Origin of the sequence: Acinetobacter sp. ANC 4910, from assembly GCF_004331035.1 — a bacterium.
GTDB lineage: Bacteria > Pseudomonadota > Gammaproteobacteria > Pseudomonadales > Moraxellaceae > Acinetobacter.
Genome location: NZ_SJNT01000001.1, coordinates 97,039 through 116,779, shown reverse-complemented (window position 1 = coordinate 116,779; position 19,741 = coordinate 97,039). Strand labels below are relative to the sequence as shown.

General features: G+C 40.9%; 21 protein-coding genes, 4 tRNA genes and 1 riboswitch. Of the genes, 5 read left to right on the top strand and 20 right to left on the bottom strand.

Translation table 11 applies throughout. The features are described 5' to 3' along the window. Window positions 1-36: 36 nt before the first annotated feature. From lipB to rpoD, 3 genes are all read right to left on the bottom strand, one after another. Entirely contained in the window at window positions 37-699 is a 663-nt protein-coding gene (gene lipB / locus E0H82_RS00565) for a lipoyl(octanoyl) transferase LipB (RefSeq protein ID WP_131262516.1), read from the bottom strand. Between the two features lie 134 nt (window positions 700-833). Continuing rightward, entirely contained in the window at window positions 834-1,121 is a 288-nt protein-coding gene (locus E0H82_RS00560; RefSeq protein ID WP_131262727.1) for a YbeD family protein, read from the bottom strand. A 122-nt stretch (window positions 1,122-1,243) separates the two neighbouring features. Next, on the bottom strand, window positions 1,244-3,133 hold the full coding sequence (rpoD, locus tag E0H82_RS00555; RefSeq protein ID WP_131262515.1) for an RNA polymerase sigma factor RpoD: 1,890 nt from the start codon (window positions 3,131-3,133) through the stop codon (window positions 1,244-1,246). 428 nt (window positions 3,134-3,561) lie between these two features. On the opposite strand from rpoD, the gene E0H82_RS00550 reads away from it, so the two are divergent. After that, window positions 3,562-3,771 (top strand): PA3496 family putative envelope integrity protein, encoded by a 210-nt coding sequence (locus tag E0H82_RS00550; RefSeq protein ID WP_016165788.1) that lies wholly within the window; start codon window positions 3,562-3,564, stop codon window positions 3,769-3,771. 68 nt (window positions 3,772-3,839) lie between these two features. Then, window positions 3,840-4,364, top strand: a complete 525-nt coding sequence (locus E0H82_RS00545) for a YecA family protein (RefSeq protein ID WP_116759871.1) — start codon at window positions 3,840-3,842, stop codon at window positions 4,362-4,364. A 154-nt stretch (window positions 4,365-4,518) separates the two neighbouring features. On the opposite strand, the gene E0H82_RS00540 is transcribed toward E0H82_RS00545, so the two are convergent. From E0H82_RS00540 to E0H82_RS00530, 3 genes are all read right to left on the bottom strand, one after another. Next, window positions 4,519-4,938, bottom strand: a complete 420-nt coding sequence (locus E0H82_RS00540; protein WP_131262514.1) for an ABZJ_00895 family protein — start codon at window positions 4,936-4,938, stop codon at window positions 4,519-4,521. 23 nt (window positions 4,939-4,961) lie between these two features. Further along, a complete protein-coding gene (locus E0H82_RS00535) occupies window positions 4,962-5,585 on the bottom strand; it encodes a DedA family protein (protein ID WP_131262513.1) in 624 nt (207 codons plus the stop codon). A 138-nt stretch (window positions 5,586-5,723) separates the two neighbouring features. Further along, window positions 5,724-6,656: a rhodanese-related sulfurtransferase gene (locus tag E0H82_RS00530; RefSeq protein WP_131262512.1), complete on the bottom strand. Its 933-nt coding sequence runs from the start codon at window positions 6,654-6,656 to the stop codon at window positions 5,724-5,726. Window positions 6,657-6,860: 204 nt separating this feature from the next. Here E0H82_RS00530 and E0H82_RS00525 point away from each other — a divergent pair, with 204 nt between their 5' ends. Both E0H82_RS00525 and E0H82_RS00520 read left to right on the top strand, forming a co-directional pair. Beyond that, complete coding sequence (locus E0H82_RS00525; RefSeq protein ID WP_131262511.1) at window positions 6,861-7,346, top strand: DUF1289 domain-containing protein; 486 nt, start codon at window positions 6,861-6,863, stop codon at window positions 7,344-7,346. 44 nt (window positions 7,347-7,390) lie between these two features. Continuing rightward, complete coding sequence (locus tag E0H82_RS00520; protein WP_131262510.1) at window positions 7,391-8,002, top strand: LysE family translocator; 612 nt, start codon at window positions 7,391-7,393, stop codon at window positions 8,000-8,002. 56 nt (window positions 8,003-8,058) lie between these two features. Here E0H82_RS00520 and ribB read toward each other — a convergent pair whose 3' ends face one another. The 12 genes from ribB to E0H82_RS00460 all read right to left on the bottom strand — a co-directional run bounded on the left by ribB (window position 8,059) and on the right by E0H82_RS00460 (window position 15,271). Further along, the gene (gene ribB / locus E0H82_RS00515; RefSeq protein WP_131262509.1) at window positions 8,059-8,718 is read right to left on the bottom strand and encodes a 3,4-dihydroxy-2-butanone-4-phosphate synthase; all 660 of its coding nucleotides are present in this window, start codon (window positions 8,716-8,718) and stop codon (window positions 8,059-8,061) included. A 105-nt stretch (window positions 8,719-8,823) separates the two neighbouring features. Continuing rightward, window positions 8,824-8,975: riboswitch (FMN riboswitch) on the bottom strand. A 201-nt stretch (window positions 8,976-9,176) separates the two neighbouring features. Further along, window positions 9,177-9,557 (bottom strand): aspartate 1-decarboxylase, encoded by a 381-nt coding sequence (panD, locus tag E0H82_RS00510; protein WP_016165796.1) that lies wholly within the window; start codon window positions 9,555-9,557, stop codon window positions 9,177-9,179. Between the two features lie 144 nt (window positions 9,558-9,701). Beyond that, complete coding sequence (gene pth, locus E0H82_RS00505; RefSeq protein ID WP_131262508.1) at window positions 9,702-10,283, bottom strand: aminoacyl-tRNA hydrolase; 582 nt, start codon at window positions 10,281-10,283, stop codon at window positions 9,702-9,704. A gap of 19 nt (window positions 10,284-10,302) precedes the next feature. Then, on the bottom strand, window positions 10,303-10,599 hold the full coding sequence (rplY, locus tag E0H82_RS00500; RefSeq protein WP_131262507.1) for a 50S ribosomal protein L25: 297 nt from the start codon (window positions 10,597-10,599) through the stop codon (window positions 10,303-10,305). Window positions 10,600-10,702: 103 nt separating this feature from the next. After that, window positions 10,703-11,656 (bottom strand): ribose-phosphate pyrophosphokinase, encoded by a 954-nt coding sequence (locus E0H82_RS00495; protein WP_116759853.1) that lies wholly within the window; start codon window positions 11,654-11,656, stop codon window positions 10,703-10,705. A 36-nt stretch (window positions 11,657-11,692) separates the two neighbouring features. Beyond that, window positions 11,693-11,767 (bottom strand) — tRNA-Gln (locus E0H82_RS00490). Window positions 11,768-11,859: 92 nt separating this feature from the next. Beyond that, window positions 11,860-11,934 (bottom strand) — tRNA-Gln (locus E0H82_RS00485). 18 nt (window positions 11,935-11,952) lie between these two features. Continuing rightward, window positions 11,953-12,027, bottom strand: a tRNA-Gln gene (locus E0H82_RS00480). A 24-nt stretch (window positions 12,028-12,051) separates the two neighbouring features. After that, window positions 12,052-12,126 (bottom strand) — tRNA-Gln (locus tag E0H82_RS00475). After that, window positions 12,125-12,955 (bottom strand): 4-(cytidine 5'-diphospho)-2-C-methyl-D-erythritol kinase, encoded by an 831-nt coding sequence (gene ispE / locus E0H82_RS00470; RefSeq protein ID WP_131262506.1) that lies wholly within the window; start codon window positions 12,953-12,955, stop codon window positions 12,125-12,127. The genes E0H82_RS00475 and ispE overlap by 2 nt, the downstream gene beginning before the upstream one ends. 12 nt (window positions 12,956-12,967) lie before the next feature. Continuing rightward, a complete protein-coding gene (lolB, locus tag E0H82_RS00465) occupies window positions 12,968-13,549 on the bottom strand; it encodes a lipoprotein insertase outer membrane protein LolB (protein ID WP_131262505.1) in 582 nt (193 codons plus the stop codon). 9 nt (window positions 13,550-13,558) lie between these two features. Further along, complete coding sequence (locus E0H82_RS00460; protein WP_213073946.1) at window positions 13,559-15,271, bottom strand: tetratricopeptide repeat protein; 1,713 nt, start codon at window positions 15,269-15,271, stop codon at window positions 13,559-13,561. Between the two features lie 79 nt (window positions 15,272-15,350). On the opposite strand from E0H82_RS00460, the gene hemA reads away from it, so the two are divergent. Further along, entirely contained in the window at window positions 15,351-16,634 is a 1,284-nt protein-coding gene (gene hemA, locus E0H82_RS00455) for a glutamyl-tRNA reductase (RefSeq protein WP_131262503.1), read from the top strand. 16 nt (window positions 16,635-16,650) lie between these two features. Here the strand turns inward: hemA and E0H82_RS00450 are convergent, their stop codons facing one another. Further along, window positions 16,651-18,531: a DNA primase gene (locus E0H82_RS00450; protein WP_131262502.1), complete on the bottom strand. Its 1,881-nt coding sequence runs from the start codon at window positions 18,529-18,531 to the stop codon at window positions 16,651-16,653. Between the two features lie 185 nt (window positions 18,532-18,716). Continuing rightward, window positions 18,717-19,706: an outer membrane protein assembly factor BamD gene (locus E0H82_RS00445; RefSeq protein WP_131262501.1), complete on the bottom strand. Its 990-nt coding sequence runs from the start codon at window positions 19,704-19,706 to the stop codon at window positions 18,717-18,719. Window positions 19,707-19,741 lie beyond the last annotated feature (35 nt).

Here is a 19,741-nt window from a genome sequence, read left to right as displayed (position 1 = left end):
ATACTCTAATTTATTTCGCTATGTAAAGTAAAGTGCTTATTGTTGAACAATTTGAACTTTATTAAAGTACCCGCTGTTTTGTAAAGTTTCAATGATATCGACGCATAAGTTTTCAAAACTTGGTGGGTTTTGTTGAATTAAGTCATGAATGCGTACCATTTCTAGGCCTGCATAACCACATGGATTGATGGTGTGAAAACCAGCTAAATCACAATTAATATTGAGTGCTAGTCCGTGGTAACTGCGCCCACGACGAATTTTAAACCCCAAAGATCCTATTTTGCGTTCATTTACATACACGCCTGGTGCATCGGGTTTGGCATAGGCGTTAATCCCGTATTTTTTCAGTAACTCAATCATCAAGTTTTCTGCATAGGACACTAGGGTTCGCACATTCCAACCAAGACGATTTAAATCAAACATGAAGTAAGCCACCAATTGACCTGGGCCATGCCATGTCACTTGTCCCCCTCGATCTGTCTGTACCACAGGAATGTTTGAAGGAATTAAAATGTGTTCTGGTTTACCTGCTTGACCTTGAGTGAGTACATCGGGATGTTGTAATAGCCACAGTTCGTCAGGCGTTTCAGCCTCGCGCTGTTCAGTCAATTGTTTCATGTCCTGAAAGCGATCGGCATAAGGGGTAAGCTGATTAAATTGACGAATGATTAAAGTCGGTTTGAGTACAGCATCAGTCATGTCGACAGCACCCTTAACAAGATTTAAATGTGAGTTAAATTATAAGCCGTACTGAATAGGATAGGGAGATATATCTGAAATGGAATAAAAATTGATATAAAAAAACACGCAGTTCGCGTGTTTTTTTTGAGTACTTATAGTGCAGTTTTAATTAACGGACAAGCCGCAAGATCTGCATATAACTGATGGACTTGTTCTAGTTCTTCAAAGCGTAATTGTGCAGTGAGAGAGTGATATTTACCTGTCCGTGATGGTTGTACTTGGATCGAATCACCATCAAATTCAGGGAAATGTTTTACTAAAATTTCAACTACAGCAACATGTAACTCAGTGCCAGCAAGACCTATGAGTTTAATCGGGTAGTCCATTGGGAACACCCAAAGATGTTCTTGTAATTCACGAGATGGTGTGCGGTCTAACATAGTCATGAGCGTCAGTCCCCCTTATTTCAAACGCCTGCGAAACTGCAGGCGTTAGGTGTTGCTCTTAAATACATAATGGAGACTCGTAATTAAATTTCAAGTCTCCATTGTATCTATACAAATTAGTCGTTTTCTAGGAATGAACGTAAATGTTCAGAACGAGAAGGGTGACGTAATTTACGAAGTGCTTTGGCTTCAATCTGACGAATACGTTCACGTGTCACGTCAAACTGTTTACCCACTTCTTCCAAAGTATGGTCGGTTGGCATATCAATACCAAAACGCATTTTCAAGACTTTCGCTTCACGTTCAGTCAAGTTTTCAAGCACTTCACGTGTTGCTTCTTTTAAGCCTTCAGACGTTGCAGCATCAACAGGTGAAGTGATGTTGCTGTCTTCAATGAAGTCACCCAAATGCGAATCTTCATCATCACCAATTGGCGTTTCCATAGAAATCGGCTCTTTGGCAATTTTGAGGACTTTACGTACTTTAACTTCGTCCATTTCCAGACGTTCGCCTAATTCTTCAGGTGTAGGTTCACGACCCATTTCTTGAAGAAGTTGACGGGATACACGGTTGATCTTGTTAATAGTTTCAATCATGTGTACTGGAATACGAATGGTACGTGCTTGGTCCGCAATTGAACGAGTAATCGCCTGACGAATCCACCATGTCGCATAAGTTGAGAACTTGTAACCACGACGGTATTCAAACTTGTCGACTGCTTTCATCAAGCCGATGTTACCTTCTTGAATCAAGTCCAAGAATTGTAAGCCACGGTTGGTATATTTTTTCGCAATCGAAATCACCAAACGAAGGTTGGCTTCAACCATTTCCTTTTTCGCACGACGCGCTTTTGCTTCACCCACAGCCATACGTTTAGAAATGTCTTTAATGTCTTTGACATTCAAGTCCAATTCTTTTTCGATGTCGGCAATTTTTTGTTGGAAAGCAAGCACATCAGGACGCACTTTTTCTAAATGCGCTTTATGCTCAGCTGGCGCTTTGGCAATTTGTTCATCTAACCAAGCAAAGTTTGATTCTTGACCTGGGAAAGAGGTACGGAATTGAGTACGATCCATACGGCCACGACGAACTGCGTAGCGCATTACTTCGCGTTCAGACGTACGAATTTGGTCGTGAGTGCCACGAATCATTTCTGAAATGATATCAAATAGACGCGGAGTAAATTTGAACATCATAAACACAGTTGCAAGGGCTTCAAGCGCAGCTTTAGCCTCATCGCTATTACGACCATGTTTAGCAATTACGGTTTTGGTTTGTTCCCACGCATTTGAAAGTTCTGAAAAACGTACTTTCGCAACTTCAGGGTCTGGGCCAGAATCACCTTCAGAATCATCATCACTTTCAGACTCTTCATCTTCATCTTCATCATCAAGTTTGACATCTTTGGTTGACTTGCTTGAAGAGTCTGCAATTTCTTCAATTTCTTCAGCTTCTTCTTCCAAGACTTCTGGAATCTCTTCATCAGTTTCAGGGTCTAAATAGCCTGATAAAATATCTGCAAGACGACGTTCGCCTTCTAGAAAATCATTATATTCTTGTAAAACGACTTCAACTGCATTTGGCCAGTAGGCAATAGAATGCAGAACATCACGAATACCTTCTTCGATACGTTTCGCAATGCTAATTTCACCCTCACGGGTTAAAAGCTCAACAGTACCCATTTCACGCATGTACATACGTACAGGATCGGTGGTGCGACCAGGTTCGTTTTCTACAGAGGCAAGAACGGCAGCAGCTTCTTCTTCTGCAACCTCATCGGCAGCTTCTGCATTGTCTTCGAACATTGTATCGTCAGATTCGGGTGCACGTTCGTGTACAGGAATACCAACGTCTTGAAGCATCTGAATAATGTCTTCAATCTGTTCGCTTTCAGTAATCGAGTCTGGGAGATGATCGTTAACCTCAGCATAAGTTAAGTAACCTTGCTCTTTGCCTCGGCTAATCAGAGCCGCTACTTGCGAAGTAGGGGAAGTCATATCGCTCATCTTTGCTTACTCTTGGTTGAATCTGTGACTGTAACAAACCGTGCTGGATAGCGCAGTTTACTTCATAAACTTATCTGTAAATTGCAATGTATCTCATCAGGAATAATCAGCAAATAAGCCGCCTGATAAAATATTTAATGTAAATTTAAGGATAAAGATGGGGGTGAATTTGTTATTTTCAAGTTCATCCCTTGCGTTCGTCAGTTCAAAATCCAAAATTTGGAATCAAAAAACATCTTGGATTTGATATTAAAAATATCACAAAACTAAAAGACGCAGGGTGGATTATATCATGCCACAAAAATTAGTTAAAAATAAAGGCCAAAATTCAAATAAAATGCATTAAATTTAAATAAAACTTGACAAGATTTCGGAAGAACGATAAATAGCGCCTAGACCCATTATATTTTTATTCTGAGGTAGTTTGAGTGTCTTCAACAGATTTTGAATTAGATGATAACTACGGTGATGATGACGTCAATTTTGACGAAGCATCAGGCAAGATTAGCGCAAAAGAGTCGCTGGAAAAACGTCGATTAATTGATGACTTACTCGCACAACGCCGTTTAGAGCGCGAGTTAAAAGATTTTGATTACGATATAGACGATGACGACGATTTCGATGATGAGGATGATTAAAACTCACGATGAGAATCGTGTGTTGAAAATGTTATGATACGTCTTACAATTTTAAGCTTGGATATAAAATGAGTGCTTTAGATTTAGACCTATTGAGTGAATATCTAGATGGTGACCAAAATGAGCATGGTCTAGATTTCGCAGCGACTCATGGTTTTTTATGTGCAATTGCGGTTGGTCCGCAATTTGATCGCTGGTTAGATGAGCTTTTTGAAAGTAATCAGAAAAAAGTTCCTGCTGAGATTATTGCACAAGTCAAATCTTGGCTAGACAGTATTCGTCAGAATTTGGCGAATGAAGAAGGAATTGAATTTCCTTTTGAAATTGAAGAAGCTGATGTGGAATCAAGTTTGGGTGACTGGAGTGTTGGCTTTGTCGATGCGATGTTCCTAAATGAAGAAGCATGGTTTGCGCCAGAATACGAAGAACAATTGGTTGATTTAACTTTACCAATCATGGTGTTCAGTGGCATTGATGATGAAGATCCACAAATGGAATCTTTCCGTCGCAATGGTCAATTAATGGATGAATTGGCGGAAGAAATTCCAGACAATTTAAATGAAATTTATTTAATGTACCACACGCCAGCGTGATGTTGCATCTTGCGCTGCTACAATCGCGGCTCATGTATCACACACCAAACTAACCCTATAGTATTAAAAGAAAAGCACCGTCAGGTGCTTTTTTTTGTGTTAACTATGTACTGGAAGTCATCTCATTCATTTTGAGCTTAACGTGACGAGAGTGTTACATTAGGTGCTGTTTTCTTGCGATAAAGCTTGTATACCAACCATAGGCAAAATGAAAAATGACAGCATGAACTGCTATTAAGCACAGCATAATGAGTGCTGAAAGACCGAGGCCAGCCTCATCCGCAGCTTTTAAAATTTGCTCTGCATTGGGGTTCATCAGTACCAAGAAGAACACAAAGAAACTCGCGATGATAATGGCAATGGCACTACAGCCCCAAACCAATTGAATTTTTTCATCACTGCTAGGTAGGCGTTGTTCTTTTTTGACAAAATGACTTGCGCTTAGTAAAGCGGAAGCAATCAAAGCAGGAATGAGAGTAATTCCGCCTAACTGTAAACCAAAAATCAGAATAGCCACAAGAATCACTAAAGCGATACTGTAAATTGCAGCAAAATGTTTTAAATAATGCTTCATGTAAATCCTTAAATTAAATCAATTTAGTCTTTAAAATGTTGTTTTTTTCTCTGATATCGTCGATAGAAAATCCATAAAATAATGAGCAGGGCAATACCAAGCATCACATAGCCTACTTGGCTAAAAATTTGATGCATGAGTGCTTGATTTTCACCGAAATAGAAGCCTACGCAGGCTAAGAAACTGGTCCAAATAATGGTACCTAAGCTGCTGTAGAACATGAATTTCCAAAATGGCATACGGCTCATGCCCGCAGGAATACTAATCAGAGAACGGACAGCAGGAACCATACGACCAAAAAAGACGATACGGTGCCCATAATGTTCAAACCAGTCTAGGGCAGTTTTAACATCGCTTGATTTAACAAAGAAATATTTGCCATATCGGTCAACGAAGCGAAAGATAGTTGCATGATTAAATTTATAACCAATCCAATATAGAACTGCTGCGGCAACTAGAGAGCCGATGCAACCTGCAATAATCACTCCTATGAGCAGTAGGTCACCGCATGAGGCGGAATAACCTGCGGAAGGCATGATAATTTCGGAAGGCACAGGGGGGAAAATATTATCGAGGAACATTAAGAGGGCAATCCCGAGATAGCCCAATTTCTCCATAACGAAGATAATCCATTCTGTCAGGTTCATATACGTTTATGAAAGTGAAGACAATTTATCCTAGTAGGATTTGAAACAGCGGTAAAGCTTTGTTTTGTATTTGTTTGCATTGATCTAAGTGTTAAAAAGCCTCCAAGAGAGGAGGCTTTTTAAAATATCGAGAAATAATTAAAGACGTTTACGTTTTGCCGCCGCAATTTGAGATTGGCGCATACGGAAACCATCTTTTTGCTTATCCGTGGTTTTATCTACGCAATATTTACAAGACACGCCATGTTCATAACTTGGCTCTTCCACTTCAGTTGGAAGTAATGGCCAACCACATGCATGACATTTAATATTTTGACCTTCTTCAACACCGTGAGTTACCGCTGTACGACCGTCAAATACGAAACATTCGCCTTCCCACATGCTTTCTTCAGCTGGGGTTTCTTCTAAATATTTTAAAATACCGCCTTTCAGGTGATACACCTCTTCAAAGCCTTCTTGTAAAAGCAAAGAAGTCGACTTTTCACAACGAATACCACCTGTACAGAACATCGCAATTTTCTTGTCTTTATGCTGTTCAAGATTTTTCTTTACGTATTCTGGGAATTCACGGAAAGTTTCAGTTTGTGGATCGATTGCGCCTTTGAAAGTACCCGCTTTATATTCGTAATCATTACGCGTATCAATCAGAATCACGTCATCACGTGCAATTAGATCATTCCATTCTTTAGGGTCTAAGTAGTGACCGACCAAATCACGTGGTTTAACCTCTACACCCAGAGTGACAATCTCTTTTTTTAATTTGATTTTCATTTTACGGAATGGCTTTTCAGAGCTGGTTGACTCTTTATATTCCATTGCGTTAAAGCCTTCATTTAATAGAAATTGACGTATAGCATCAATGGCTACACGGTCACCCGCAACTGTACCGTTAATTCCTTCATCTGCAACAATTAGAGTACCACATAGGTTGATAGAGTTTACCAAGTCTAAAAGACGCTGTTGTAAATCAGCAGAATCTTGAACTTCTTTGAATTGATAAAGTGCGGCAACAACCCAATCAGCGGTCGCTTGCTGTTCTACAGGTGCAAGCTGTTCTACAGTAGCGTTCATGGAGTACTCCAAATATAAACGATAGGACAAAATTTAAGGCGCATATTTTAGCGCGAATTACTGTAATAAGCGAGAAAACCCGTCAAGAATTATGGTTTTTAAATTAGGTGATAAACTGTATGATGCTTAAGCAACTTTAATTGAAAATTGATTGAATTAAATTTTGTTTTCTAGTAGTTATCTATATGATTGTAGGAGTTTATTTTGAGTAATGGTCGTCGAATCGCTTCACTCACGCCATGTGCAGGGCGTTGTTCTACGGTCTTTGGTGATGCAGTTTGTCGAGGATGTCGTCGTTTTAATCATGAAGTCATTCAGTGGAATACTTATTCAACAGTGCAGCAAAATGCAGTTTGGATTCGTTTAGATGCTCAATTAGATCAGATTCTAGTTCCCATGCTCCCCTTTGCAGATTTACGACATGTCGAAGGTTTTGTCTTGTCCAAGCGAGTACGGTTACGACCAGAAGCCTCTAAAGGACGTAAGTTGTATCACGCCCTGAAAATTTGTGAAAAAAACAAAAATTTTACTCAAGAAAGTGGTTTGGGCATTACTCAACTGCAAGTGAAAGGTTTGTGGCAGGAGTTTGAGCGTCGCGTGTTGGCATTGGCGACTGCAAGTTATGATCTGGCATTTTTACGTGCTGATGGAATTAGTCATAGCTTATTACGTGATGATGAAGAAGATTAAAACGCGCGCTTTATTTTAATTTTTATAAAAGAAAGTAATGACTTGTGAATTATATTGAATACTTTTTATATTGTTTTGCTGTTGTGATTATGATCGCTACACCTGGGCCCGTTATGCTATTGGTGGCAAGTGCGGGTTTAAAAGGGGGCTATCGTCGTGCCTTGCAAACCATTTTTGGTACGAATCTGGCGTCTTTAATGTTAATTGCTGCATCCATTGCAATTCTCAAAGGTTTCTTAACCATTAGCGAGCAATGGTTTAATGTCATTAAGATTTTGGGCTGTCTGTATATTGTTTATTTGGGTATACAAATTTTAAGAGAAGTGTGGCAGGGTGATGTAGGTACTGGAAATACCTCAGGCACAGTTGCTAATGGTGGATTTAAGCAAGGTTTCCTTGTCGCCATTTCAAATCCTAAAGATATTATTTTCTTTGCGTCTTTCTTCCCACAATTTGTACAGATTACGCCAAATTTAAATTTGAGTTTAAGTATCCTGACCGTAAGTTGGATTGCACTCGATTTTGCAACACTATCATTTGTATATTTAATGTTTAATCGTTTTTCACGTTCCAAGATGTATCAGCATCTATTGGCTTGTTGTGGTGTGATTTTAATTGCTGTCGCACTTTATGGTATTTATGCCACATTGTTTTAAATGTGATTCTTGATCAGATTTAAAAAGTCCCAGAATGAAGACTGGGACTGTGTCATTTATACGTGATGAGCTAAGCGATATTGCACCAGTTCTTCAATGGTAATGACCGTAAGCTGATGCATTTCTGCATAAGCCAAAACTTGAATACCAGAAGCCATGCTGCCATCTGGATTAGTCAATTCGCATAAAACCCCAGAAGGTTTCAGTCCCGCCAAGCGCGCAAGGTCAATTGTGCCTTCGGTATGCCCGCGACGAGTGAGGACACCGCCATCACGCGCACGTAATGGGAATACATGACCAGGACGGTTCAAGTCACTGGCTACTGCACCAGTACGTGTTGCTGCTTGAATAGTGGTTACACGGTCTTGCGCTGAAACCCCAGTTGTTACCCCTTGAGCAGCTTCAATAGTCACGGTAAAGGCAGTTTTAAATTGGCTTGAATTGTCACTGACCATAGGGGGTAAGTCTAAATGATCTGCGAGCTCGTTGGTGAGGCATAAACAAACAATGCCAGAACCGTCACGAATCATACGAGCCATGGTTTCGACCGTTAATGTTTCTGCTGAAATGATTAAATCAGCTTCATTTTCACGATCAAAATCATCCATTACCAAAACAGGTTTACCTTGGCGAATGTCAGCTAATGCTTGTTGAATACGCTGTTCTGCTGGGGGAAGTGCTGAAAAAAAGAGTTCTGGTTGAATTAAACTAGACATTGAAACGCTCGCGTAAGTTGAAGATACGGTTGAACATTTCAGGACTTTGAAAAATTGGCGTAGCAATAAATGATCGCAGGCTTGCACCTGAGACTTTATTAGTCACGTCGTCTTCTTTCATCCGGACTATACCGTCGGCTTTGGCTTTGAACCAAATCTGCATGTAGTTTTAAGGCTACACGCTCGTGGGCTTGTTCTTAGTATTAGAGACTAGAACTTACCACCGGTGGGGAATTGCACCCCGCCCTGAAGCGATGTGCTGCTAGTATAAACTTTTTTACAGAAAATGTGATATTTCATCTAACTTTAGCATCATCATTATTTCTGACAATGATTGCAATAAATTTGCTAAGCATATTGAGAAGGGAAGTGGCAAATGCAAAGAACGAGAATTGTACGTAGACTTTTAGATATGTTCGGAATAAAAAAGCTCGCGATTTGCGAGCTTCTTATTTATCTTATGCCACTTGAACTGGAATACAGTTTGCGGTGTGATTGACTGTATTGTCTGGGTTGGCATAGACCAAGCGAGGTTTATGTGCATTGGCTTCTGCTTCGGTAAATGCACCAAAAGTTGCAATGATCACAAGATCACCAACATCTGCTTGGTGGGCAGCACCGCCGTTCACAGAAATAATGCCAGAATTGTCTTCACCGCGAATCGCATAAGTTGCGAAACGTTTACCGTTGGTCACGTTCCAAACATGGATTTCTTCGTATTCGCGAATACCAGCTAAATCCATTAACACACCATCAATTGCACATGAACCTTCATAATGAAGTTCAGCATGGGTAACTACAGCGCGGTGAATTTTGCATTTTAGTAAACGAGATAGCATGGCGAGCGTCTCCTGAGTGGACCTAAGACCTTTATCTTTTGTTTGAATCAATCGCTTCTTACAAGATCAGTAATCGGCAAAAAAGGCATTCTGCTCTGAAATGAACAACATGGCAAGAACGATTGTTTAACAATTCAAATAAATTCAGTTGGGTTTATAAGCATTGATTTGATTCATTGCTTGCTGAATATCACCATTCACGAGTAACTTGAGTCGTGATAGTGCATGATCGATTGCATCATCCATTAAACCTTGTTCACTGCTTGGCGCTTTGCTAAGCACATGTCCAGAGACACGTTCTTTAGAACCAGGATGACCAATACCAATACGTAGACGATGAAAATTTGGACCGAGGTGTGGAACAATGTCACGTAATCCATTATGACCACCATGACCACCGCCAGTTTTGAGGCGAATGATACCTGGGTTCATATCAAGCTCATCATGGGCAATTAACATTGCTTCAGGAGCAACTTGATAAAATTTGCAGAAGGGAACAACACTTTTGCCCGAAAGGTTCATAAAGGTTGTTGGTAAAAGCAGACGAACGTCTTGACCTTCGATATTACCACGACCACTTATTCCATGGAATTTGGGATCGGCTTTTAATGTAATGCCATATTTTTCTGCAATGCGTTCTACAAACCAGAAGCCTGCATTATGGCGGGTTTGGGCATATTCCTTTCCAGGATTACCCAAACCAACAATTAGCGATATATTAGCCACTAATTACACCATTCAACACTTATGCGCGTTTGAAGTCAGCGTGCATAGGTGTGTTTTTAGCTGGGTGACGTTGTAACGCTTGGATTTTAACGTTTTCAACTTTTTCACCAACTTTGATTTCAACAACTTCTTCAAAGAAAGCGTTGTTTTCTAAAGCTTTAACAAGCTCACGAAGTTCTAAAGTAACGGCTACAGGTTCAGCATTACCACCGTAGATGATTGCTGGAACTTGTGCAGCGTGACGAAGGCGGCGGCTCGCACCTTTCCCTTGGTTAGCTGCTTCACGTGCTTGTGCGTTTAATACGAAGTTTGCCATGATAGACATCCTTAATTTAAGTTTATTAAATAAACTAGATCTGCGACCGACCTAGTGAGACAAAGCCCTGCACTGGGCAGGGCTTTGGAATTTTAGCGCTATATTATAGATAACTATCGAACATTGCGCTAATAGATTCTTCGTTGTTAATACGACGAATTGTTTCAGCAACCATACTGGCAACCGAAACTTGGCGAATCTTACCAAGCTGTTGTGCTTCTTCAGAAAGCGGAATTGTATCTGTAACTACGAGTTCATCGATGACAGAGTTTTTCAAATTCTCAATTGCTTTGCCTGAAAGTACAGGGTGAGTTGCATAGGCAACAACACGACGAGCACCAAAAGTTTTCAGTGCATCAGCAGCTTTACATAAAGTACCTGCTGTATCTACCATGTCATCAACAATGACACAATCACGACCTTTCACATCACCAATCAAATGCATCACTTGTGATTCATTCGCTTTTTGACGACGTTTATCGATAATCGCAAGGTCAATATCACCCATTTGTTTAGCAACAGCACGAGCACGAACTACACCACCAACGTCTGGAGAAACAACCATGAGGTTGTCATGAGACTGTTGGCGTAAGTCAGCAAGTAATGCTGGAGTGCCATAAATGTTGTCTACTGGGATATCGAAGAAACCTTGGATTTGGTCTGCATGTAGGTCGATCATCACAACGCGGTCAATACCTACAGTAGTCAGCATGTCTGCGACAACTTTTGCAGTGATTGGAACACGAGATGAACGAGGACGACGGTCTTGACGGGCATAACCGAAGTAAGGAATGACAGCAGTTATACGACCAGCACTTGCACGACGTAAGGCGTCTGCCATCACTAAGATTTCCATAAGGTTATCATTAGTAGGCGCACAAGTAGGTTGTACGACAAATACGTCTTTACCACGAACATTTTCAGTGATTTCTACAGCAATCTCACCATCAGAGAAGGTTGAAACTGAAGCAGCACCTAAAGGAATGTGCAAATGGCTTACGACTTTTTGAGCGAATTGTGGATGAGCAGTTCCACTAAAAACGACAAGATTGGGCATGAAGCACCCTTGGCGGTTGGTGTGTTTGAAATTAGATGGCAGGGGCGGCTGGATTCGAACCAACGGATGGCGAGATCAAAACCCGCTGCCTTACCACTTGGCGACGCCCCTAATGCGGCAGAACTTTAATATTTTTGCGCGTTCATGTCAAGGTAAATTAACAAGAAGATGCAAAGTGTTGTTCTGTCTTTTAAGCTTGAAATTGGCAGGGGCGGCTGGATTCGAACCAACGGATGGCGAGATCAAAACCCGCTGCCTTACCACTTGGCGACGCCCCTAAATTTGATGTGTGTATATGGCAGGGGCGGCTGGATTCGAACCAACGGATGGCGAGATCAAAACCCGCTGCCTTACCACTTGGCGACGCCCCTAATACATACATCTACAGGTGAAATTGGCAGGGGCGGCTGGATTCGAACCAACGGATGGCGAGATCAAAACCCGCTGCCTTACCACTTGGCGACGCCCCTATTGAACTTTAAAATGACGTAATGGAGATTCATTTAAACTGTTTACCAAGTAAGCTTTACATGGTGCATGTTCGAGAATTTCATTTACGTGCATTTCAGCAGTTACTTCAGTAAAAACACAAGCACCTGTACCTGTAAGTTTTGCAACACCGAACTGATCTAAATATTGCATTGCTTCATTGACTTCAGGATATAGACTTTTTGCCAAAGGTTCAAAGTTATTTCCAAAGTCAGATGGCTTTATCTGATAGGCGCAAAATTTAGATGGCTTCGAGTTTCTTGTCAACGTTTTTTGTGAAAAAAGCAGTTGAGTGCTGATAAAACAATCAGGTTTTAGCACTATGTACTGTTTTTGATCTAAGTTGATGAATGTTAAGTGTTCACCTATGCCTTCTGCCCATGCATTTTGCCCATGTACAAAAATAGGCACATCAGCACCAAGTTTTACCCCCAGTTCAGCCAATTGTTCAATTGTTAAGCCACACTGCCAGAGTTGGTTCACAACAATAAGGGTGGTCGCAGCATTAGATGATCCACCACCGAGTCCTGCACCCATCGGAATATTTTTTTCAATTTTGATGTTCAAGCCAGTGAGATGCTTTGCCAACGGTTTTAACATCTGTGTGGCTTTGTAAATTAAATTCTGCTCCAGATCGACGGCATTTAAGCCTTCGATCTGAATGTCATTTTGCTGAGTAGGTTCAAATTCCAACCAATCGCATAAGTCTATCAGTTGAAAAATACTTTGCAGCTCGTGATATCCATTTTCACGACGTCCAGTGATGTGTAAAAACAGATTGAGTTTTGCAGGAGAGGGTACGCGAATCATAGCCAGCCAGAATTAACGGTTTTGAATGAGCATTGTAATACGATTTTCTTTACCAGATTCAAGTTCTTGTTTCAGAACTAATTTATTGGGTAGTTGAGCAGTATCGTTATAACTAAGGTCGACTTGCCAGCCATCTTCAATAATTTTTTGCGGGCGATTCGCTGCATCCTTATTGATTTGTGCTTGTAGCGTTGCTGGTCGAGCCTGTACCCAGTCGATTAAATGGGTAATTGGTGCTTGCCAGCCTGTGGCTTGTTGCAGTAATTCTTCTGGTGTGGCGGCTTGAATTAAACCTGTTTTCGCACTATTTAGGCTTACAGCGCCGGGCTTTCCTGTAATTTGAGTTTTACCTACGCCAAGAATACCGCTGAGTTCAATATCAAATTCTTGCTGTTGTTGCTGCCATGTAAAAAAGGCGCTACCCGATTGTTGTGGGGTACGCACGCCAATTTTGCCTTGCAAATTAAAATGATTCTGTTCAGTAGCATTTGGGCCTTCAGCAGGAATTTGCGGTTTGGTAAATTGCTGACAACCTGTTAAAAATAAAACACTGCTGACAAATACGGTCACACCGACTTTTGAAAATACACGCATCAAAATCAATTAGCTCTTTTTCATTTGTTGAGGTAACAGTAACGAATTCAGTTGTTCCAATTGAGGATCATTTGGGTGTTTTTGTTTTAATTGTTGTAACACGGTGCTGAATTCAGTAATTTTTCCTTGCATATATAATGCCTTGGCATATCGAACACCTATTGAAACACTATTGCTTAATGTGTAGGCCTTGCTAAGTACTTGTGCAGAAGTCGCAAAGTCATTCTGTAAATAAGTGATATATCCTAGCGTATCCAAAATTGATGCTTGATCGGGGGTATATTCTAATGCGAGTTCAACATAATGCCGTGCATCATCTAAACGCCGATTTTGTAAAGCAAGCGTATAGGCATAAGCATTTAAATAGGTTGGGCTATTTGGCTCAATTTCTAATAAGCGATTGAGGAGTTGTTCTAACTTGGCACGATCTTGAAATGGATCAAGTAATAATACTTCAGCATAAATTAAGTCGGGATCATCTGGCAGATTTTTAATGGCTTCATCCAATAAACGGCGCGCAGCTTTGGTGTTGCTCATGCGTTTTAAAATATCTGCCTGTGCCTGATAGAGGAAACTGGCGTGTTGTGGGTAATTGACCCGTTCCTGAGTCAAAAAACGTAAGGCATCTTGTAGCTTATTTTGCTGTGCAAAAATACTAATCATGCTGCGTCTAGAGACAGGATAGAGGTTGCCATCAACCAAACGGTAGTAGGCTTTGGCTGTTTCAAAGTGCTGCTTGCGTTCTGCATTGACGGCCAAATAGTAGTAGGCATCATTTTGATATTGAGCTGAGTATCTTAGTTCAACCAAAAATTTTTCTGCATCTTCGTATTGTTTTAAATCAATACTGGTCAGCCCAGCCAGAAAGAGTGCTTCTTCTTGCTTGGGCCACTTTTTTAAGATGCTCTCGAGTTTTTTAAGTGCGGTATCTGACTGATTTAATTTAATTAAATATTTGGCTTCTGCCAGTCGAACTTCTAAATTATCACGATGTTTACGACTAGATTTATCATACCATTTCAAGGTTTCTTGTTCGTCACCCAAGACAGTCAGCAAGTTGGCTTTCATGAGAATAAAGCCAGTGACTTTCGGGCGCTTGCGTAAGGCACGGTTAATGGTAATTAACGCTTGATCGAATTGACCATTTTGTGCTTCTAAGCCTGCAATTAGCACCAAAATGGATGGGTTGTCTTTTTCTTTACTGGTAGACAAAGTCTTGAGCAGAACTTCACGGTCTGCTTGTGATTCAGGTGAAATACCCGCCAAAATTTGCTCTAAATCCGCATTAGGATCAATCATTAATATTTTATCGAGCGTTTCTGCAGCCAGCTCGTATTCATGCGCTTTTAGGGCGATATGCGATAAATAAAATAGCGCGGGCACATCTTCAGGTTCTTGAACAACCCAATGTGTCGCAATATCAAGCGCCGCTTTTAGATCATCTTGTTCCAGTGCAATATTGAGTGCGCGTTGTTTCACTAGAGTAGAATTGCTGCGAATGGCCAGAACGGTGTAGTTGTGCAAAGCGGTTGGAATATTGTGATAAGCCAAAGCAAATTCGGCAATCATGCTTTGTTTTATGGCATTATTATTTGAATTTGCATGATAAACAACCTCTGATGCTCGTACATGAGTACCAGAAGCCATGCTACCAAGCAGTAAGAATGTGGTAGAATACTGCTTTATCGTCGTGCCGTTTATACGGCTGTTTGTTTGACGCAATTTTTTCTTGATCCAAGTAATGCTTTTTATGACACCGATGTTGCACAATAGCATAAATTTAGTGAATTGATGATTTGATATGTCTTTCTTTGCATTGGGGGTCAACCATCAAACCGCGTCAGTAGCGTTGCGTGAGCAAATTGCATTTAATGCTGAAAAGCTTAGTGTATTGCTTGCTCAGCAAAGTCACAACTCTGAATTAAATGATTTGGTGGTTGTGTCGACGTGTAACCGCACCGAGGTTTATGCCATATCTGAAAATGCGGATATGGTACTCAGTTGGCTCGCCCAAGCAAATCATTTAGATGTTAAGCAATTAGTCAATCATGTCTATCGTTATGAAGATGCACAAGCGGTAACGCATTTAATGCGTGTGGCTAGCGGGCTAGATTCTCTAATGCTCGGCGAACCACAAATTTTAGGACAGGTAAAATCGGCACTGTCTTTAGCCAAAGATGCACATACGGTTTCAGGTAATTTAAACCGAATTTTTGAATATGCCTTTTATGCTGCAAAACGAGTCCGCTCTGAAACAGCGGTAGGTAGCCATGCTGTTTCAATGGGTTATGCCGTAGCTCAGTTAGCCTTACAAGTCTTTAGCCAACCTGAAAAAATGACTGTGCTGATTGTGGCCGCAGGTGAAATGAATAGCTTGGTAGCTAAACATTTGGCGGAAATGGGTGTTGGCAAAGTGCTGATTTGTAACCGTACCCGTGAGCGTGCTGAATTGTTAGCACAAGAAATTGCACATCAGGTTGATGTTGAGATTATTGATTTTGCAGTGCTGGCTGAAAACTTATATCGTGCAGATGTGATTTCAAGCTGTACGGGAAGTTTGCATCAGGTTATTTCCTATCAAGATGTAAAGCGTGCCTTAAAGAAACGCCGTTATCAACAGATGCTCTTGGTTGATCTTGCCGTACCGCGTGATATAGAACCTAAAGTTGAATCTTTAGATGGTGTTTATCTCTACGGTGTGGATGATTTACAGTCAGTTATTGATGAAAATCTTGCACAGCGTCGTCAGGCGGCTGTTGAAGCGGAAGTGATGGTGAATCAATTAGCCATTGAGCTGATTACCCATGAACGGGTCAATGAAGCAGGCGAAACTATTCATCAATATCGTCAACATGGGCATGAATTACAACAAGAAGAATTGCAGTTGGCTTTGTCTCGCTTAGCAAAAGGGGAAAATGCTGCACAAATTATGCAAGATTTTGCTCATCGTCTAACGCAGAAATTGCTACATCCAACCTCTATTGTGTTACGTGATGCAGCCAAGGCAGAAGATCCTGCTTATTTTGAACAGTTACAGCAAAGTCTAGCCAATGTTGCAGCGCATCGACGTAAAGCAAAAAAATAACAATGATTTCTGTGGTTTAAGATAATAGACGCAGCCCAATTTTCTTGGTGAGTTCGTTCAATTGTTGACGTAAATTACGTGACTCAAGTAATGAATTTGGGTCTTTTAATTTCTGCCGTAAATATTTTTCTTGTAATCCCAAAGCATATTCAGTCGCGAGTTTATCTGCCATTTCAGGTGCATGGGTCAGCACTTCAATATTGGTACGTTGCATAATATCAGCAATTTCTAAACTATACGTGCTACAAGCACCCAATACGTAATAGGTTGCTAGCTCTTGATCATCAGGTAAGTTATCAAAAATCCGATTGAGGATGTTGAGTACATGCGAGAGTAATTCCTGACTTGGCACAAATGCGCGTAAAGTTTCAAAATGAATATACAAAAATGGATGATTCATCAGGATGGCGATAGCAAAGTCTTCGTCTTTGGTGCGAATGTTAAAAGATAAAGATGCATCATTACTGAGTTGTGGTGTCCAACGTTTACCAAACCCTAATTTTTCTTTAAATGATTGATTTAAAAGATAACGAAAAGATCCCGTTTTGGGTAACAGTTCAGTCAGTTGGCGCAGTTCCGCCATGACCAGACTTTTACCTTCGGGGCTGCTGATATCTTGATTTTGGGTAAGGTGTGCAAACACAAAGTCCGAGAGTAGCGGCGCTTGTTGTAATAAGCGTTGGAAATTTTCTAAACCTTCACGTCGAATCAGTGAGTCTGGGTCATGATCATTGGGGAGCACAAAAAACTTCAGTTCACGACCATCGTTTAATAAGGGTAAGGCAATGTCTAAAGTACGTCGTGCTGCTTTTTGACCTGCCGTATCACCATCAAAGGCAATGGTGATACGGTTGTTCTGTTTGAACAGAATATTTAAATGTTCTGTATTACTGGCGGTTCCCAGTGTTGCGACTGCACCATAAATGCCATTTTGTTGTAGCGCGATGACATCCATGTAGCCTTCAACCATCAGCCAATCTTGAGCTTTTTGTTTGCGTCCCTCATACAGTCCATACAGTAACTGATTTTTATGAAACACTTCCGAGTCGGGTGAATTGATATATTTGGGTTTAATTTGGTCATTCAGGGCACGACCACCAAAACCAACCACACGACCTTTGGCATCACGAATAGGAAAAATCACCCGATCACGCAGTAAATCAAAATCACGCCCACTGTCACTGGTACGGATTAGACCCAATAATTTTAAGCCCTGAACATCTTGTGGGAAGGCTTTTTCCAAATGTTGCCAATCTTCAGGTGCATAGCCTAAACGCCAGAATTGAAGCGTCTCTGCACCTAAGCCGCGGTGTTTAAAGTACTGTTGTGCACTTTGGCTTTGGGGGAGTTGTCGTTCATAGAACTGCGCGACATTCTCCAGCAAATCATAAAGATTACCCTCTTGAGTAGGGGCTTCATTGAATGCTTGAAATTGTTCAAACTGGGCAAAAGGATCCTCAATATTACCAAATTCTTCAAATGGATCATGATCGATTTGCGGGTTGTGAGGTGTTGGAATCTGAACAGAATTTGTAGGAACAACTGGATCTGCTGCTACAGGTTTAGTTTCTCGTTTGTAGGAGAGACGTTTCGAATCTTGATTGTCTTTAGGTAATTCAATACCCGCTTGGCTAGACAAATCTTTCATGACATCGACAAAATTCCGATTGTCGATGTCCATGAGAAAGCGAATGGCATTACCATTGGCTTGGCAACCAAAGCAATGATAATACTGCTTGTCACGGTAGACGTGAAATGATGGCGACTTTTCCTGATGAAACGGGCAGCAGCCTGAATAGGTACGTCCCGTTTTTTTAAGTTTCACGCGTTGGCCAATTAAATCGACAATATCAGTTCGATCGAGAATTTGATCTATCGTGTGCTGAGGAATGGCCATAGTCGTTATCGTGATACATCTAGCAAAATGAAAATGCAAAGCGAGATTTGCTTGAATCTAACTTTTGCAAAAGAAAACTATTTATTTGTATAGGGTTTAATCAATCAGATCAAGCCAAATGCAAAATATAAAAGGGCAAGTATGATAACTTGCCCTTCATGAAATTGCATCAAAACTTGCGAGTTTTATTCGCCAGATGTACTCGAAGCAGGAGCTTCACTCGAAACATCTGGGCGACCTAGCAAACCAAAAGTCATACGGTTAGTAAGGCTACGTTGTGCAGTTGGTGCTGTTGTTTTTGGCGTTTCAACAGTGCTTTGTTCTTCACGACCAAAGACCCCTAAAGTTGCACGGTTGATCCAACTGCCTTCTTTACGTGCAGCACGTAAATTCACGCTACCATCAGATTTCACTAGATTCGGATAGTTTAGTTTTAGAACATCGATATATTGTTGTGCAGTGGCTTTATCCCCCAGTTGTTCGTAACCATAGGCAACGGTTGCTAATGCTTCTGGAATTTGTGGTGTTTGTGGATAATGTTCAATCACCCATTGCGAACGTTCAACAGCGGCTAACCAAGCTTTACGCTTAATGTTAAAACGCGCGACATTCATTTCACTTTCGGCCAGTTCATTGCCAATATATTTCATACGTTGTGCTGCATCTACTGCATAAGTGCTCGATGGATAGCGGCGAATGAAATCGACAAAGTTTTGGTAAGCATGTTTTAGATAGCTGGTATCACGATGCGATTGCTTTAATGAGGTATAACGCATTAAACCATCATAGTTTTGTTCCATGTTCGCTACACCGCGTACATAGTAAGCATAATCTACATTTGGATGCTGCGGATTTAAGCGAATAAAACGCTCTGCAAGGCTAATTGTGCCTTCATAATCTTTTTGCTGAAATTTAGTGTACAACAACTCAAGCTGGGCTTGCTGTGCATAATCACCCGTTGGGTAGTAAGTATCAATTGCTTCTAGATACTTGGCTGCATCAGTATATTGACCATTATCTAGCGCTTTCTCGGCTTTTTGTATATACACTTGCTCACTTAATTGTGGGCCTGTATCCACCACTTCTTTTTTTGGATTACTGCTACAGCCCACCATTGCAGACGCAATGCCTAAAGAAAGAGCGAGCATTGTAATTTTATAACGTGGTAGCGACATAAAAATTCCTCTGTTAATACGGGCAATGAGCTACA